The organism is Acinetobacter sp. RG5, assembly GCF_031844265.1.
Lineage (GTDB): Bacteria > Pseudomonadota > Gammaproteobacteria > Pseudomonadales > Moraxellaceae > Acinetobacter.
This window is the reverse complement of the sequence record NZ_JAUZUV010000004.1, coordinates 100,724-117,022: the sequence shown is the minus strand read 5'-3', so window position 1 is coordinate 117,022 and position 16,299 is coordinate 100,724. Positions and strand designations below refer to the sequence as shown.

At 43.5% G+C, this 16,299-nt stretch carries 17 protein-coding genes and 1 pseudogene; 11 read left to right on the top strand and 7 right to left on the bottom strand.

The genetic code is table 11. From position 1 onward, the window contains the following. Window positions 1–39 precede the first annotated feature (39 nt). Window positions 40–1,041, top strand: a complete 1,002-nt coding sequence (locus Q9R21_RS06105; RefSeq protein ID WP_311203914.1) for an adenosine deaminase — start codon at window positions 40–42, stop codon at window positions 1,039–1,041. Between the two features lie 46 nt (window positions 1,042–1,087). Continuing rightward, window positions 1,088–1,441, top strand: coding sequence for a hypothetical protein (locus tag Q9R21_RS06100; protein WP_004278976.1), 354 nt, complete (start codon window positions 1,088–1,090; stop codon window positions 1,439–1,441). Between the two features lie 43 nt (window positions 1,442–1,484). On the opposite strand, the gene Q9R21_RS06095 is transcribed toward Q9R21_RS06100, so the two are convergent. After that, window positions 1,485–2,048, bottom strand: a complete 564-nt coding sequence (locus Q9R21_RS06095; RefSeq protein ID WP_311203913.1) for a cytochrome b — start codon at window positions 2,046–2,048, stop codon at window positions 1,485–1,487. Window positions 2,049–2,265: 217 nt separating this feature from the next. Between Q9R21_RS06095 and Q9R21_RS06090 the strand changes: the two genes are divergently transcribed. Continuing rightward, on the top strand, window positions 2,266–2,637 hold the full coding sequence (locus Q9R21_RS06090; RefSeq protein ID WP_004278974.1) for a hypothetical protein: 372 nt from the start codon (window positions 2,266–2,268) through the stop codon (window positions 2,635–2,637). A 59-nt stretch (window positions 2,638–2,696) separates the two neighbouring features. After that, window positions 2,697–3,284: a ribonuclease HII gene (rnhB, locus tag Q9R21_RS06085; protein WP_311203912.1), complete on the top strand. Its 588-nt coding sequence runs from the start codon at window positions 2,697–2,699 to the stop codon at window positions 3,282–3,284. Window positions 3,285–3,379: 95 nt separating this feature from the next. On the opposite strand, the gene csrA is transcribed toward rnhB, so the two are convergent. The 3 genes from csrA to alaS form a co-directional block, all read right to left on the bottom strand. Next, entirely contained in the window at window positions 3,380–3,634 is a 255-nt protein-coding gene (gene csrA, locus Q9R21_RS06080; protein ID WP_004278972.1) for a carbon storage regulator CsrA, read from the bottom strand. Window positions 3,635–3,884: 250 nt separating this feature from the next. Further along, window positions 3,885–5,165 (bottom strand): aspartate kinase, encoded by a 1,281-nt coding sequence (locus Q9R21_RS06075; RefSeq protein ID WP_004278971.1) that lies wholly within the window; start codon window positions 5,163–5,165, stop codon window positions 3,885–3,887. Between the two features lie 64 nt (window positions 5,166–5,229). Continuing rightward, entirely contained in the window at window positions 5,230–7,923 is a 2,694-nt protein-coding gene (gene alaS / locus Q9R21_RS06070) for an alanine--tRNA ligase (RefSeq protein WP_311203911.1), read from the bottom strand. A gap of 388 nt (window positions 7,924–8,311) precedes the next feature. Here alaS and Q9R21_RS06065 point away from each other — a divergent pair, with 388 nt between their 5' ends. Further along, a complete protein-coding gene (locus Q9R21_RS06065; protein ID WP_114541869.1) occupies window positions 8,312–9,334 on the top strand; it encodes a type I glyceraldehyde-3-phosphate dehydrogenase in 1,023 nt (340 codons plus the stop codon). Between the two features lie 192 nt (window positions 9,335–9,526). After that, entirely contained in the window at window positions 9,527–9,823 is a 297-nt protein-coding gene (locus tag Q9R21_RS06060) for a hypothetical protein (protein WP_004278968.1), read from the top strand. Between the two features lie 42 nt (window positions 9,824–9,865). Here the strand turns inward: Q9R21_RS06060 and Q9R21_RS06055 are convergent, their stop codons facing one another. Continuing rightward, entirely contained in the window at window positions 9,866–10,165 is a 300-nt protein-coding gene (locus Q9R21_RS06055) for an AzlD family protein (RefSeq protein WP_114541870.1), read from the bottom strand. Further along, window positions 10,162–10,911: an AzlC family ABC transporter permease gene (locus Q9R21_RS06050; RefSeq protein WP_311203910.1), complete on the bottom strand. Its 750-nt coding sequence runs from the start codon at window positions 10,909–10,911 to the stop codon at window positions 10,162–10,164. Before Q9R21_RS06050 ends, Q9R21_RS06055 begins: the two co-directional genes overlap by 4 nt. Window positions 10,912–11,058: 147 nt before the next feature. Between Q9R21_RS06050 and Q9R21_RS06045 the strand changes: the two are divergent. The 5 genes and pseudogenes from Q9R21_RS06045 to Q9R21_RS06025 all read left to right on the top strand — a co-directional run bounded on the left by Q9R21_RS06045 (window position 11,059) and on the right by Q9R21_RS06025 (window position 15,632). Then, window positions 11,059–11,514 (top strand): annotated as a pseudogene (locus Q9R21_RS06045) (Lrp/AsnC family transcriptional regulator). A 206-nt stretch (window positions 11,515–11,720) separates the two neighbouring features. Continuing rightward, window positions 11,721–12,887 carry an ATP phosphoribosyltransferase regulatory subunit gene (locus Q9R21_RS06040; protein WP_004278964.1) on the top strand — a complete coding sequence of 389 codons (1,167 nt, stop codon included), beginning with the start codon at window positions 11,721–11,723 and terminating at the stop codon, window positions 12,885–12,887. 70 nt (window positions 12,888–12,957) lie between these two features. After that, complete coding sequence (locus tag Q9R21_RS06035) at window positions 12,958–14,277, top strand: adenylosuccinate synthase (protein WP_311203909.1); 1,320 nt, start codon at window positions 12,958–12,960, stop codon at window positions 14,275–14,277. Window positions 14,278–14,437: 160 nt separating this feature from the next. Continuing rightward, complete coding sequence (locus Q9R21_RS06030; protein ID WP_004731567.1) at window positions 14,438–14,746, top strand: hypothetical protein; 309 nt, start codon at window positions 14,438–14,440, stop codon at window positions 14,744–14,746. A gap of 112 nt (window positions 14,747–14,858) precedes the next feature. After that, window positions 14,859–15,632, top strand: a complete 774-nt coding sequence (locus Q9R21_RS06025) for a M48 family metallopeptidase (protein WP_005106510.1) — start codon at window positions 14,859–14,861, stop codon at window positions 15,630–15,632. Window positions 15,633–15,798: 166 nt separating this feature from the next. On the opposite strand, the gene slyD is transcribed toward Q9R21_RS06025, so the two are convergent. Further along, complete coding sequence (slyD, locus tag Q9R21_RS06020) at window positions 15,799–16,281, bottom strand: peptidylprolyl isomerase (protein ID WP_004278960.1); 483 nt, start codon at window positions 16,279–16,281, stop codon at window positions 15,799–15,801. Window positions 16,282–16,299 lie beyond the last annotated feature (18 nt).

Genomic DNA, 16,299 nt, shown 5'->3' with positions numbered 1-16,299 from the left:
ACCCTTTTTTTATTATTTTAGGTTTCATGAGGAGAAGCGATGAACCGTCTTGAGTTGATTCGAGCTTTGCCAAAAGCCGAGCTTCATGTTCATATTGAGGGCACTTTTGAGCCTGAGCTAATGTTTGCGATCGCTCAGCGTAATAAAATTGCCATCCCGTATAAATCTGTTGAAGAAGTTAAACAGGTCTATAACTTTCATAATCTTCAGTCCTTCCTGGATATTTATTATGCTGGTGCTACTGTATTGATTCATGAACAGGATTTTTATGATCTGGCCTGGGCGTATTTTGAGAAATGTGCTGAAGACCGGGTCGTGCATACTGAAATGTTCTTTGATCCACAGACCCATACCGATCGTGGCGTTGCTTTTGCAACCGTGATCAACGGCTTGCAAAAAGCCTGTGATGATGCCAAAACTAAACTTGGTATCAGTTCACATCTGATTATGTGCTTCTTGCGTCATTTAAGTGAAGATGCTGCATTTGCAACATTGGAACAGGCCTTACCTTATAAAGACCAGATTATTGCAGTCGGTTTGGACTCAAGTGAAGTCGGGCATCCACCTTCAAAGTTTGAACGTGTCTTTGCTAAAGCGCGTGAAGCAGGTTTCTTGGTTGTAGCACATGCAGGTGAGGAAGGCCCGGCAGCCTATGTCTGGGAAGCTTTAGATTTGCTGAAAGTGAATCGTATTGATCATGGTGTACGTTCGGAAGAGGATCGGGCGTTAATGCAGCGCCTGATCGCAGAAAAGATGCCACTGACGGTTTGCCCATTGTCAAACCTGAAACTCTGCGTCGTGGATGATATGCAGCAGCATAATATCCGTCGCCTCTTACAGCAAGGTGTGCATGTCACGGTCAATTCAGATGATCCATCTTATTTTGGTGGTTATATGAATGACAATTTTATTGCCATTGCTGAAGCACTGGATTTAAGCAACGAGGAATTGAAGCAGTTGGCCATCAACTCATTTGAAGCTTCTTTTATTACCGATGCTGATAAAGAGCAATGGATCAACCAGATCCGTGCCCTGGTTTAAGTTTTTAGATAACAGGCAGGGTACGCTCTGCCTTTGTTTTTTATAGATGGATATGAAGTTGAAACATGTAATTCTACTCATCAGTAGCGTGTTGATATCTGCCTGCTCAAATGCAGATATGACTTTGACACAGCGTACTTTAAAACCCGTGATTGAATACCAATGTGCAAAAGAATTGAAAGCATCTAAATTCTGGACTGCCTCGACCTATTTTATGCAGGACAAAAATAAAGCTGAACTTGAGCAAAATGTCTGTTCATGTGTAGGTGAGCATGCACTCAAGGATATTCCGGCAAGCACTTTACTGAAAGCGACTCTGGATGAAGAAGTAAAGTCAAAACTCACGCAACAGGCTATTGCAAACAGTCTGAAAGGCTGCATGACCGAGTTCTTAAAATAAAATCAGCTTTGCAATGAAAGCTGATTGAGTGTGGTTTTGCAGATTATTTTTTAGAAGATTTGGATTGTCGGGTCATGCTGTTGAGTACATGATCTTTATCGATAAAATGATGTTTCAGTGCTGCGAAAATATGTCCAACTAAAAGTAAGCCAACTGCCCAGGAAAGCCAGATATGCAGGGGTTTTACGATCGCGGTTACAGCCGGATTTTCTGAAATCAGTGCCGGCAGGTTAAATAAATATAGCACTGGTGCTGGATAGCCTAGACTCCAGCTATATAAACAGCCGGTGACAGGTAGGGCAATCAGCATAAAATACAAAGCCAGATGACCTGCATGTGCCAAAGTTTTCATCCGGGGTGACATAGCGTCCGGTAGTTCAGGGGCAGGGTGGGTATAACGCCAGAAAATTCGCACAACCAACAGGAAAATAATGGTGGTGGCGATATTTTTATGCAGGGTGATGACATCGCCTTTAAAGCTGCCATCGACTTCATAACTTAAAAAATTCCCACTATAAAAACCAATCAGCCAGGCCGCAATAAAGATAACTACCATGATCAAGTGCAGCCATTGTGCCGTGCGCGTGTAATATTGTACTTTTTCCATGTGATTTTCGATTGCCCTCAAAGATGAATGCACCTTAGCAAAGGGCGAATCAACTCAGCAATTCCAAATCTGCAACGCTATGGTGGCTTTCATGCAACATCTATTGAAATTGCTGGGTGCAGATTAAACATTCAGGATGATTTATAGATTTCTTATTCAGGTGAATTTCGGCACAATAGCGTCACGCTTCATATATGAATAAACAAGGAACAGATCTGTGAAAAAATTATTGGCTGCACTTGCTCCGCTTACTTTGGTTTTATCGGCTTGTGCAACAACAGGCAGCCCTGAAACGCAAACCACGACTCAACAGCTGGGTGGGGCTGCGCTTAAAATCGCGATCAATGCAAAATGTACGACTGAGCTGAATAATATTCCAGCATGGCAAACAGCTACACGTCTAATGACTACGACCCAAAAGCAGAATATCCAGACTGAAATTTGTGGCTGTGTCAGTGAAAAAGCGCCACAAAGTGTAACAGCGGTAGATTTGGCGACTGCAGCAATTGACCCGGCAGCACGTGCGACGATTGTCGGCAATGTGGTTGCAAAAACCATTAACGCTTGTGTGGCTGAAGCTGTAAACTAAGCCAAGATTAAATTGAAATAGGCTGACTGGTTCAGCCTATTTTTTATGGAAAAATAGACATGAAGATTGCTGGTGTAGATGAAGCAGGGCGTGGGCCATTAGTCGGTTCAGTCGTCGCTGCGGCAGTTATTTTGGATCCGAACAACCCGATTGAGGGTTTAAATGATTCTAAAAAACTCACTGAAAAGAAGCGTGAAAAACTTTTTATCGAGATTCAGGAAAAAGCGCTGGCATGGGCCATTGCTGAGGCTTCTGCGGCAGAGATTGATGAACATAATATTTTGCAAGCTTCTTTGCTGGCCATGCGCCGTGCTGTAGAAGCTTTGCCAGTTCAGCCTGAGCATGTATTGGTCGATGGCAACAAGATTCCACAGGGCCTTGCTATGAGCTGTGATGCCGTGGTGGGTGGTGATGCACTGCATGCTGAAATTTCAGCAGCCAGTATTCTGGCGAAAGTAACCCGTGATCATCAGATGATCGAGATGGACCAGAAGCATCCGCAATTTGGCTTTGCCAAGCACAAGGGTTATCCGACCAAGGCACATTTTGAAGCGATTGCCTTACATGGCGTGATTGTTGAGCATCGTCGCAGTTTTGGGCCGGTAAAAAAGGTGATTGCAGCATTACAGCAGGGTGCAGAACTTTAAGTTTTATTTTAAATTATCTAAGTATTTAATATTTTTGTATAAAATTTAGACAAATTTAAAGCGGCTCAAAAGCCGCTTTATTCTTCGCACAAACATTAACGGTTAAAGTTATTTTGTGTCTGGCTATCGTCTTCATAAGAAGGTTGGTAATCTTGATCGATATGTTGAAGATGTTCATGCATTGCACGTTCATGCTGGATACGCTGGTAAATCTCTTCACGGTGCACAGAGACTTCTTTCGGAGCATTTACCCCGATACGAACCTGGTTACCTTTTACACCAAGCACAGTCACACTGACTTGATCACCAATCATTAAAGTTTCCCCGACGCGTCGAGTCAGAATCAGCATGTTTTTCTCCTTGCAAAATGCAAAACCTGCAATCTATTGAATGTAAAACAAAAAGCACAACCAAAAATTACAAAATAAGATCTGGATAGAAATTCTGTCATCTGGGTGAAAGATTTTAATCTATCTCAGCTGGTTAAAAATCCTCAGGCTTAATATAACAGAGCCACTATAAAAAAAACTATAGTGGCTCTGCATTTTTGTAGACTTTTATAAAATACTGTCAAACAATGACAATATTCTATCTTAACGCTTAAGCACGTGCGCTAGATTCGCCTTGTTCACGGTCTAAACCGAATGCGGTATGCAATGAACGAACCGCAAGTTCAAGATAATTTTCTTCAATGATCACAGAAATCTTGATTTCAGACGTCGAGATCATCAGGATGTTAATACCTTCATCTGCCAATGCTGTAAACATTTTGCTCGCTACACCGGCATGTGAACGCATACCGACACCTACGATCGATACTTTTACGATATCTGAACGGGTCGCAACTTCACGTGCACCAATTTCTTGAGCAGTTGCTTCAAGAATAGCTTTGGCTTTATTTAATTCGCCACGGTTCACAGTAAAAGTGAAATCAGTTGTACCATCTTCTTCAACGTTCTGGATAATCATATCCACTTCAACATTGGCATCACCAATCGGGCACAAAATTTTAGAAGCAATACCCGGTTCGTCAGGCACGCCTAAAATAGTTAATTTTGCTTCGTCACGGTTAAATGCGATACCGGAGATAATTGGCTGTTCCATATTGTCTTCCAATTCAGTCGTAATAAGTGTACCAACGTTTTGCTTAAACTCTTCGTCGAATGCGCCATCGTTGTCATTGTCGAAACTTGATAATACGCGTAAAGGCACCTGGTATTTACCAGCAAATTCAACTGAACGAATTTGCAGGACTTTAGAACCGAGTGACGCCATCTCAAGCATTTCTTCAAATGAAATACGATCAACTTTTTTTGCTTTTGGTGCAACACGTGGATCGGTGGTATATACACCGTCAACGTCGGTATAAATTTGGCATTCATCTGCTTTGAGTGCGGCAGCAATTGCAACACCTGAAGTATCAGAACCGCCACGCCCTAAAGTAGTGGTATTGCCATGTTCATCAAAACCCTGGAACCCGGCAACGACAAGTACGCGGCCTGCATCCAGATTTGAGTTCAGGACTTCAGTATCAATGGATTCGATACGTGCCTTATTGAATGAGCTGTCGGTTTTCATGCCAACCTGGCGACCTGTTAGTGATTTTGCTTCAACTCCAATTGAGTTCAGCGCCATTGCTAACATAGAAATCGTAACCTGTTCACCCGTAGATACCATTTGGTCTAGTTCACGTGGGTCAGGGGTTTCGGTAATGGCCTTCGCTAAAGCAAGTAGACGATTGGTTTCGCCACTCATTGCTGATACCACTACCACTACCTTGTGGCCGTGGTCATGCCAGCGCTTTACACGACGAGCAACATTTAAAATGCGCTCGGGAGTACCCATAGAGGTACCGCCATATTTTTGAACGATTAATGCCATAGTTGTTCCATATAAGCCATGACCCTGATGTACCTATCAGGGTCAGTTACACAAAATTGAAGTTTTATTTTGCTGCAAGCCAGGCAGTTAAATCTGCCATCACTGGAGCAAACTTCTCGTTAAGTGGCGCGCCACCTTGTGCCAAGTCAGGTTTACCACCACCTTTACCACCTAGCTCAGTCGCTAAATGTTTGATGATGTCACCTGCTTTAATAGAAGCAGTAAAGTCTTTTGCCACAGATGCGATCAAGCTCACCTTGTCACCCTCTACACCTGCAAGAACAATCACTGCATTTTCTAATTTTGATTTCACACCGTCGTGCAGGTTGCGAAGTGCTTTCGCATCCATGTTTTCAACAGTTGTAATCAAGGTTGCACGACCTGCAATGCTTTGAACTTGGCTTAGAAGTTCACCGGCTTGCAGGCTAGCAAGTTTTTGATTGAGTTGTTCAATCTGTTTCTGCAAGCTTGATGCAGTATCAACCAGTGCTTCAACTTTTTCTAAAGTCTGGTCTTTTTGCGCTTTGAGCAAACCGTTAATCGTATTGATATCGCGATCGGCTTTTTGCGCAACTTCAACTGCTTTCGTGCCTGTTACTGCTTCAATACGACGTACACCGGCTGCCACACCACCTTCAGAGGTGATTTTGAACAGACCGATATCACCGGTACGTTTTACGTGAATACCACCGCAAAGTTCGATTGAGAAGTTTTTCTCTTCAATCACTGAACCCATAGACAGTACACGTACTTCGTCACCGTATTTCTCGCCAAACAGCATCATCGCGCCTTTAGCTTTCGCAGACTCGATATCCAGAAGTTCAGTAGACACCGCAGTATTGGCAATCACTTCTGCATTGACCAAACGTTCAATTTCTTGCAGCTGTTCAAAGCTTACAGGTTGGTCATTGGCAAAGTCAAAACGTAACACATCAGATGCAACCAATGAACCTTTTTGCTGTACATGTGAACCTAAAATTTGACGTAACGCAGCATGTAGCAGGTGAGTCGCAGAGTGGTTACGTGCCGTTGCCGCACGAATGTCTGCTTTAACCGTTGCTTCTACATTTTGAGTAACTTTTAAGTTACCCATCGTCACGATACCTTGGTGTACAAATGCACCACCAGATTTTTTGGTATCTTGAACTTCGAAAATACCAGTATCGTTTTTAAAGATACCTGTATCACCGATTTGACCACCGCTTTCTGCGTAGAAAGGTGTTTGGCTAAGTACGATCAGTGCTTCGTCGCCTTCAACTACTTCATCAACTTGCTCGCCATCTTTGTAGATTGCGATGATTTGACCTTCACCTGCAGTTGCGTCATAACCGTCAAACTGGGTTTCGCCTTCAACTTTAACTACGCTATTGTAGTCGATTGCGAATTTGCCTGCATCACGAGCACGTTGACGTTGAGCAGCCATTTCAGTTTCGAAACCCGCTTCATCAATGGTTAAGTCACGTTCACGTGCGATATCTGCAGTCAAGTCTGTCGGGAAGCCGTAAGTGTCGTAAAGTTTAAATACTACTTCACCCGGAATCACACAACCTTTTAACTGTGCCAATTCACCTTCAAGCAATTTCAGACCTTGCTCAAGTGTTTTGGCAAATTGTTCTTCTTCTTTCAGAAGTTGTGCTTCGATACGTGCCTGGTTGGCTGCAAGTTCAGGATAAGCTTCGCCCATCACTTCGATCAGTGGCTTCAACATCTTGTGGAAGAACGAACCTGTTGCACCTAGCTTGTTACCATGACGTACTGCACGACGGATAATACGACGCAATACATAGCCACGGCCTTCATTCGATGGATTTACGCCATCAGCAATCAGGAATGAACATGAACGGGCATGGTCAGCAACGACTTTCAATGAAGCAGGATACTGAACTGGTGTGCCTTTCTCAGCAGCTTCAGCTTCAAGCGCTGTAGTATCCAGACCAATAATTTCAGCCGCAGCTTTAAGTAAATGCTGGAATAAATCGATTTCGTAGTTTGAGTTGACGTGCTGTAAAACTGCAGAAATACGCTCCAAGCCCATCCCTGTATCCACAGAAGGCGCTGGAAGAGGGTGTAACACGCCATCAGCAGTACGGTTGAACTGCATGAAAACGTTATTCCAGATTTCAATGAAACGGTCACCATCTTCTTCAGGAGAACCCGGTAGGCCACCCCAGATGTGATCGCCATGGTCAAAGAAGATTTCAGAACATGGACCACAAGGACCGGTGTCACCCATTGCCCAGAAATTATCAGATGCGTATTGACCGCCTTTGTTGTCACCAATACGGATGATGCGAGATGCATCTAGACCGATTTCTTTGTTCCAGATGTCAAAGGCTTCATCATCGGTGTGGTAAACGGTTGCATAGAGTTTATCTTTAGGAAGACCAAGCCATTCTTCGTTAGTCAAAAAGTCCCAAGCAAATTTGATCGCATCACGTTTGAAGTAATCACCAAAGGAGAAGTTACCCAACATTTCAAAGAAAGTGTGGTGACGTGCTGTATAACCCACATTGTCCAGGTCATTGTGCTTACCACCTGCGCGCACGCATTTTTGTGATGACACTGCACGTACATAATCGCGTTTTTCTAGACCTAAGAAGCAATCTTTAAACTGGTTCATACCAGCATTGGTGAACAGCAAAGTTGGGTCATTGGCAGGTACTAGAGAACTCGACGCGACACGTGTATGCCCTTGCGATTCAAAGTAACGCAAAAATGCTTCACGAATTTCAGCTGATGTCATAAAACGAGTACTCACAACCAAGTCACTCCATAATTTCCGATTTGGCTAAAACACCACAGTCTGACAAGCATACAAGAGCTCTGCTGCAATGCGGGGCTTAAAAATTTAAAACGCCAAATTATAACGGAAAAAGCAGTATGCACCAATCATTTTAAAACCAATTGCGAAGGATTTATTTACTCAGGTTTTTCGCTGAATAATTAAATTGAATTTTCCCACAGTAGAATTCGTCTATATCCATCTCTTTAAAAAATAAACGGAATTTTAAATGGCTCGAATACAGACGAATGTATCAGAAATAAAATAATCGAAAATCAGTATTTTCACTGAAGTTTTTAATGTACGGCGCCAGAAATCCTTTAACATAGAAGAGTTTTAAAATAGGCATATAAAAGGTCGAGTCATGCAACGAGTGGCAATCAATGGATTTGGGCGTATTGGACGGAATGTACTGCGCGCATGGTTTGAAAACCCGAAAGATTTTAATTTTGAAATCGTTGCCATTAACGATATTGCTGATGTTGAAACCCTGATTCATTTATTTAAATATGACTCGACCCATGGCCGTTTTCCGGGGCAGGTGGATCTCAGCTATGATGCTGAACATATCTATATGCATATCAGCTATCAGGATGCTGCATTAAAAGTGCAGGTTTTGTGTGAGTCCCAGCCGGCTAAGTTGCCTTGGCAAAACCTGGCGGTAGATGTAGTGCTTGAATGTACCGGGCTGTTCCGTTCCCGTGAAGCCGCAACCCAGCATATTCAGGCAGGGGCGAAACGTGTGATTATTGGCGCTGCACCTTTTGATACGGTCGATGCCGCGATTGTCTATGGTGTCAATCATCATGAAGTCAAAGCATCGGACCAGATCATTTCCAGTGTTTCTTGTACTACGCAGGCTTTGGTGCCACTGGTCAAAATTGTCGATGATGCATTTGGGATCAGTAGCGCCCTGATGACTGAAATCCATGCTGTCACGGCGGATCAGTCGGTACTGGATCATGCGCATCGTGATTTGCGTCGTGCACGTGCTTCAGGCCATAACATCATTCCTACGACTTCGAGCGCACTCGGTGCCTTAAAGCGTGTCATGCCAAAAATGGAAGATCGTATTGATGGTTATTCAATTCGGGTGCCGACCATTAATGTGGCCGCGATTGATTTAACGTTTGTCTCCCAGTCGCCGATTACCGATCACAAGCTGAATGAAGTGCTGATCAAGGCTGCCCAGCAGGATTTTGCGGAAATTATGGCCGTGACAGATGAGCCATTGGTATCGAGTGATTTTAATCATTCCCCATATTCATTGATTGTGGATTTGACCCAGACTCTAGTCGTTGGGCATCAAGCCAAAGTCTTTGCCTGGTACGATAACGAGTGGGGCTATGCCAACCGTCTGCTGGATTTATGTGAATCATTTCATTAAGTTCGGGTTATCTAAACCTCAAAAGCACCGAGATACGGTGCTTTTTTCTTGCCTGTAAATATTCTGCAAGCCATGTTTTAAGAGAATTTGCCGGTAATTGATCGAAAATCAGGAATTGAGGCTGAATTATTTACGTTATCTGCAGCATTTTTCGTTAAGATAAAGACAATAAAATGAAATAAGAGCAAGCACATGATGGTGGTTTGGGGATTTATTATACTGCTGACTTTGGCGGTAATTTTTCTGATCTGGCTGCAGTTTAACCAGAGTGATGAGCCACGTAGCGTGGAAGGCGTGCCAGTCGAAGAAAAAATCGTGCATCTGGAAGAAAATTTAAAAAAGACCCTGGAAATCATGCAGGATCTAGCCAAAAAAATGCATGTGCAGCAGGAAGTGCTGGATCAGACCACAGCCAAACTTCAGCAGGTTGAATTGCAAAATGCCGAACTGGTCAGTTTGCTGACCAAAGTGGTTGATCCACAGAAATAAACAAAACCCCTTTATAGATCATTTAAAGGGGTTTTTCTAGCGTTAGATTATTAAAATTCTTAAAATTGCAGCAGAAACCATACTGATGGCGACGGTCGGTAATAATCCAAAACGTGTAGCGGCAAATAGCGTTAAAGCCAAGGCAATCAGGTCTGCCGGATGGTCGCGTACAAAATAAGGCGCAATCACTGAAATCAGCACGCAGCCGGGAACTACTTCCAGAATTTTTCGCTGGCGCTGTGTCAGCGTTTTATTTTTTAATAAGACATAGCCCAAGAGCCGGGTTAAATAGGTGGTCACAGCAATCAGGATAATGGCCACCAAGGTATTTATCTGGATCATGCTTGATCCTCTTGAATCAGGAAAAATGCCGAAGTGATTCCAGACAAGGCGCCAATCGGCACATACCAGCCCGCAGGTAAATATAAATAAGCCAAAGCCGCACAGACTAAACTGACCAGCCATGGCCGGGCAGCCTCAAAACCTTTCCACATACTTCTTAGTAACACCAGAAATACAGCAGGAAAGGCCATATCAAAACCAAAACGGTTGATGTCGCCTAATACAGGTCCAAGCATGGCCCCGAGTGTGGTAAATCCGACCCACATCAAGTACAGGCAAAAACACAGGCCGGCATAATAAGGCATGCTAAACGCAGCACGATAACCCAGTTGCGCCTGTTTCCTTTGTGCATCAGCCAGACCGAGTGCCCAGCTTTCATCGACCATAAAAAACAGCGCCGGAAAAACTTTAAGATTCGGAAGATGCTTTAAATACGGAACCAAACTGGCGCCCATCAACAGATGCCGGCTATTTACCAGAAAGGTAATGAACATCAGCATGAGTAAATTTGGTGGACTGCTCCAGACTTCCAGAATGGTAAATTCAGAACCGCCGGCAAAGTTCAAACCGGTCAGTAATGGCACTTCGAGCAAGCTGAAATTCTTCTGTACTGCCGTCGCACCCAGTACCAGCGCAAAGGGGATAATCCCTAAAAGCATGGGAATAGAATCTTTCATGCCACGTTGAAATTCACTGAAATCGGTAGGGGCAACTATTGCTGCGGTGCTTTGTCTGAACAAAAGCATGGAAATGACCTGGGTACTGCAAAACTAGACCATATTTTATGGCGATATTCAGGCTATTTGCTGTTGTAGTGAAAGAGATTTGAGTTTTATTTGAAATTAAATTGCGCTAAATTAAATTTAAGAGGTTTTAAATGCCAAGGCATAGACATGGATCAAATAGATAAACGCATTTTGCATGAGCTGCAAAAGAATGGAAAACTGCAAAATAATGAACTGGCTCAATTAATTGGCTTGTCACCGTCACCCTGTTTAAGACGGGTAAAACAGCTGGAAGATAATGGCGTGATTGAGCAATATGTCGCACTGCTGAATCCACAAAAGGTCAATTTGGCGATGAGCGTGTTTGCACGCGTCTAGCTCAAGTCTCAAGAAGCTGCTGTGGTCGATCAATTTGTCGAAGCGATCAAGGAAATGCCAGAAGTCGTCGAGTGCCAGTTAATGGCAGGCGATTGTGATTTCTTTTTAAGAATTGTGGTGGCTGATCTGGATGCCTATCGTAAATTTCAGATTCATCATTTAACCCAAATTCCCTGCATTCAAAGTGTAAAAACTGAAATTCCATTGCAAACGGTTAAAAGCACGACTGCATTGCCTTTGGTTTAATGCCGGATTTTGTCATGCTATTTGTTTTAAATGTGCATTAAAACGCTGATAGTTGACACAATTGTTGTTGATTTCATCAGGTAGCGAAAATTATAAAATTTGCGATGCACAGCCAAAACTATCGTGCTAGACTAGGAGAAATCGGGTGTGCTCCCGATTTTTTTATGCGGATTCGTTCCGCGCTGACAAGAATTTAGGTTTACAACATGCCCATTTCAGAGACATGGTTATTACCTGATGGTGTAGCTGATGTATTACCAGAACAAGCGCAAGTTATTGAAAGTCTGCGCCGTAAATCACTGGATTTCCTTGCATCTCGAGGTTATCAGCTGGTGTACACGCCATTCATTGAATACATCGAATCTCTATCTTCTCTCTCAGAATCGAATCAAGATTTAGACTTAGCCACTTTTAAAGTAATCGATCAGCTTTCTGGTCGTTTGCTTGGTGTGCGTGCCGATATGACACCACAAGTGGCTCGTATTGATGCGCATGTACATCCAGTGGAAGGTGTAGCACGTTACTGCTATGCAGGAACCGTTCTGCATACCAAGCCTCGCGGTTTTAACACTTCGCGTGCGCCACTACAGTTAGGTGCGGAGCTATTTGGTTCAGACAGCATCGATGCCGATGTAGAAATGGTCGACTTGATGATCAGTCTGATTCAGGAAACAGGTCTGGCAGATGGTATTCATCTGGACTTAGGTCATGTGGGTTTATTCCGCAGTCTGGTGGCTCAAGCCGGCTTAAACAAAGTCGCTGAACAGCAATTATCTGATTTATACCAGCGTAAGGCTTTGCCAGAATTAGAAGAATTCACGGCAGACCTGAAATTTGGTCAGGATTTCTATGCACTTGGACGCTATGCCAGCGACCTGGATGCATTACAAGCGCATTTAAGTGCTGAAGTGTTGGCAAATCCAGCATTTACGCAGGCTTTTAATGTCTTGCAAACCACCAAAGACGAAGTTCAAACCCGTTGGCCAAACTTGAGTATTGGTATTGATGTGGTTGAATTACGTTCATACCATTATCATACTGGCTTGATGTATGCAGTCTATGCACCGAACCGTGCAGCTGCACTGGCACAAGGTGGCCGTTATGATGGCATTGGTGAACATTTTGGCCGTGCGCGTCCGGCAACCGGTTTCTCTTGTGACTTATATGCTTTAAGCGCAGGCCAGTTTGATGCGGTACAGGTCGTGGTTGCACCTAAAGGCACTGATGCAGAACTTCTGAATGCAATTCAGAATATTCGTGCACAAGGCTTAAGTGTAATTCAGTTACTGGGTAATGATGATTTAAACTCGATTCCATATGCGACGCACCAGCTGGTGAATGCGAATGGTGAGTGGACAGTCAAAACGATTTAACTGCTTGGCTCAGTGTTCATGTCGCTGAGCGGGGCTTTCAACTTTAACAGCATGATGTAATGAGGCTATTATGGGCAAGAATGTTGTGGTACTTGGTACCCAATGGGGCGACGAAGGTAAAGGTAAAATCGTCGACCTGCTCACAGATCAAGCGGCAGCGGTAGTTCGTTATCAAGGCGGACATAACGCAGGTCACACTCTTGTGGTTGGTGGTAAGAAAACTGTCTTACACCTCATTCCATCAGGTATTTTACGTGAAAACGTATTGTGCTTAATTGGTAACGGTGTTGTTCTTTCTCCTGAAGCGCTCATCAAAGAGATGGACATTCTTGAAAAAGAAGGCGTTCCTGTTAAAGAACGTTTACGCATTTCTCCAAACTGTCCATTGATTCTTCCGAACCACATCGCACTTGATCAGGCGCGTGAGAAAAAACGTGGTAATGCGAAGATTGGTACGACAGGTCGTGGTATCGGTCCTGCATACGAAGACAAAGTAGCACGTCGCGCAGTACGTGTTGCTGACCTAGTACGTGGTGGTGAACATCTTACTGCTCAGTTAACTGAACTTCTGGACTACCATAACTTCCAGCTGACTGAATACTACGGTGTTGAAGCAGTTAAATTGGAAGATGTGCTGGCACTTTGCGACGAATGGCGTAAAGTTGTTGCGCCACTGGTTGTGGATGTGACCACTGAATTGCATAACTACCGTAAAAACGGTGACAACATCATGTTCGAAGGCGCGCAAGGTTCACTTCTTGACGTTGACCACGGTACATATCCGTATGTGACTTCTTCGAATACCACTGCTGGTGGCGTAAGCTCTGGTTCAGGTCTGGGTCCTTTGCATCTTGACTATGTACTGGGTATTACTAAAGCGTACACAACGCGTGTAGGTGCAGGTCCATTCCCAACTGAGTTGGTGTATGACGCTGCAAATGACACAGGTGATACGATTGGTAAACACCTCGGTACGATTGGTAATGAATTTGGTGCCTCTACTGGCCGTCAACGTCGTTGTGGCTGGTTCGATGCTGAAATTCTACGCCGTTCAGTTGATGTAAACTCACTTTCTGGTATTTGCCTGACTAAACTTGACGTTCTTGACGGTTTAGAAGAAGTGAAAATCTGTGTGGGTTATGAAGCTGCAGATTCTGGTTGTGTCGGTTCTTCTGATGCGCTTGCATTCGAAACTTTAAAACCGATTTACGAAACTATGCCAGGCTGGTCTGAGTCAACTTTCGGTGCGAAATCACTGGATCAATTGCCAGAAGCTGCATTGAACTATGTAAAACGTCTTGAGCAATTGATTGAATGTCCAATCGACATCATTTCAACGGGTCCAGACCGTGAAGAAACGATTGTTCTTCGCCACCCGTTTGATGCTTAATCTTGATTTGATTAAAGCTTAAATGATAAAAACCCATCTCCGGATGGGTTTTTTTATATGCTGAATTTATGCAGGTATTTCAAGACTAAAGTTGCATCGGTAATACCACGTGATGTGCTTTAACATAGCGGTATATAAAGAAAGAAAAATGAGCAGCAGGATGCAAAAAAATATATCGGCGACCATGTTTTATTCATTGTTATTCGCGATGGGCGGGGCGCCAACAATTGCCATGATGATTATTCGTGCGCAAACCCAAAATCCCGAGGTGATTTATGCGGCACTGATTGGTCTGAGTGTCATTATTGCCTGTGTTTTAGTGCCTATTATTTTATTGCAAAATGCTTTTTTATATTTCAAACGTAAAGATGAAATACTTGAACAGAAAATAAAACCACTGAGTCAGATTTATTTGGGTCTCAATATTATTTGTCTGATTTATTGGTTGGCGATACAGTATTTGGCTTAAAAATTACATAATTTATAAGAAGATGAATGAATTAAGCGTTTAGCTGCTGCGCGCTTTCACTTATAATTTTTACAATGTAAATTGCCCTTGAGCCAAGGCGGAGTAAATTATAATGAAGAATAAACTTTTATTGAGTATGGCGGCTGCTACAGTCGTAACATTATCAGGTTGTACCACCATTGCCGATATGGCAGGGGCAGATACTGCGACCTTAAATGCATCTGCGAGCCAAAGCTATAATGCCATGGTCAATGATGCGCGCAATAAAGGCCAACTGGATACCAGTTCAGCCACCTATAAACGGATTAATAATGTATTTAACCGTTTGAAGCCAGTTGCTAACCAGATGAATCAAACCGGTACAGCATTCCAGTGGCAATTGGCTGTGCTCAAATCTGATCAGGTCAACGCCTTTGTTGCACCAGGTGGTAAGGTTGTATTCTATACCGGTATCGTGAATAAACTGAATCTGACCGATGCTGAAATTGCAGCGATTATGGGTCATGAAATGGTGCATGCCTTAGAAGAGCATTCTAAGCAGAAAATCGGTGCTCAAGCCCTGACTGATCTGGCTTTGGGTATTGGCTTAAATGCAGCAGGTGTAGGTCAAGGTGGCGCTGCAGCAGCACAATTGGGTAGTCAGATCGGTATTGGCTTGCCATACTCGCGTAATCTGGAAAGCCGTGCTGACCAAGGTGGTTTAATGTTGATGGCGCGCGCAGGTTATAACCCGAATGCAGCCATTACCCTGTGGGAAAAAATGAACAAACTTGGTGGCGGCAGTGGTGCAACCTTCCTGTCTACGCATCCATCGAATAGTCAGCGTATTGGGCAAATGCGTCAACAATTGCCAGCAGCGATGCAGATTTATAACCAAAAAAAATAATCCACTGATCATCCTGTAAAAGGAGATCTTGATCGGATTGGAAAGGCAGGGCAATGGCTCTGCTTTTTTTATAGCTGATCGGATGGTTAATATTCTACGGGCTATTTTCAGGCAATAAAAAAGGCAAAGTCTGACTTTGCCTTTTTTCACTCAAGATCAGAAGATCTTAGTGCTGGTGACCGCCTACACCGTGTACGTGACCGTGATCTAATTCTTCTTGAGAAGCTTCACGAACAGATACGATTTCAACTTCGAAAGTCAGGTCTTGACCAGCAAGTGGGAAGTTAGCATCAACAACAACATTGTCGCCTTCAACTGCTTTAACAGTTACGATTTGCACGCCGTCATCAGTTTGAGCTTGGAACTGCATACCTGCCTGAATGTTGTCTACGCCTTGGAACATTTGCGCAGGAACTTCTTGAACTAGGTCAGGGTTGTATTCGCCATAACCTTCAGCAGCAGGAACGTTTACAGTGAATTTTTCACCTACAGTTTTGCCTTCTAACGCATTTTCTAAACCTGGGATGATGTTACCTGCACCGTGCAAATAGGCAAGTGGTTCACCTTGAGATTGGTCGAGAGTTTCACCCTCTGCGTTAGTCAATGTGTAGTGGAAAGAAACCACGAGGTTATTTGCAATAGCAGTCATGTTAATTGATCCATTCAA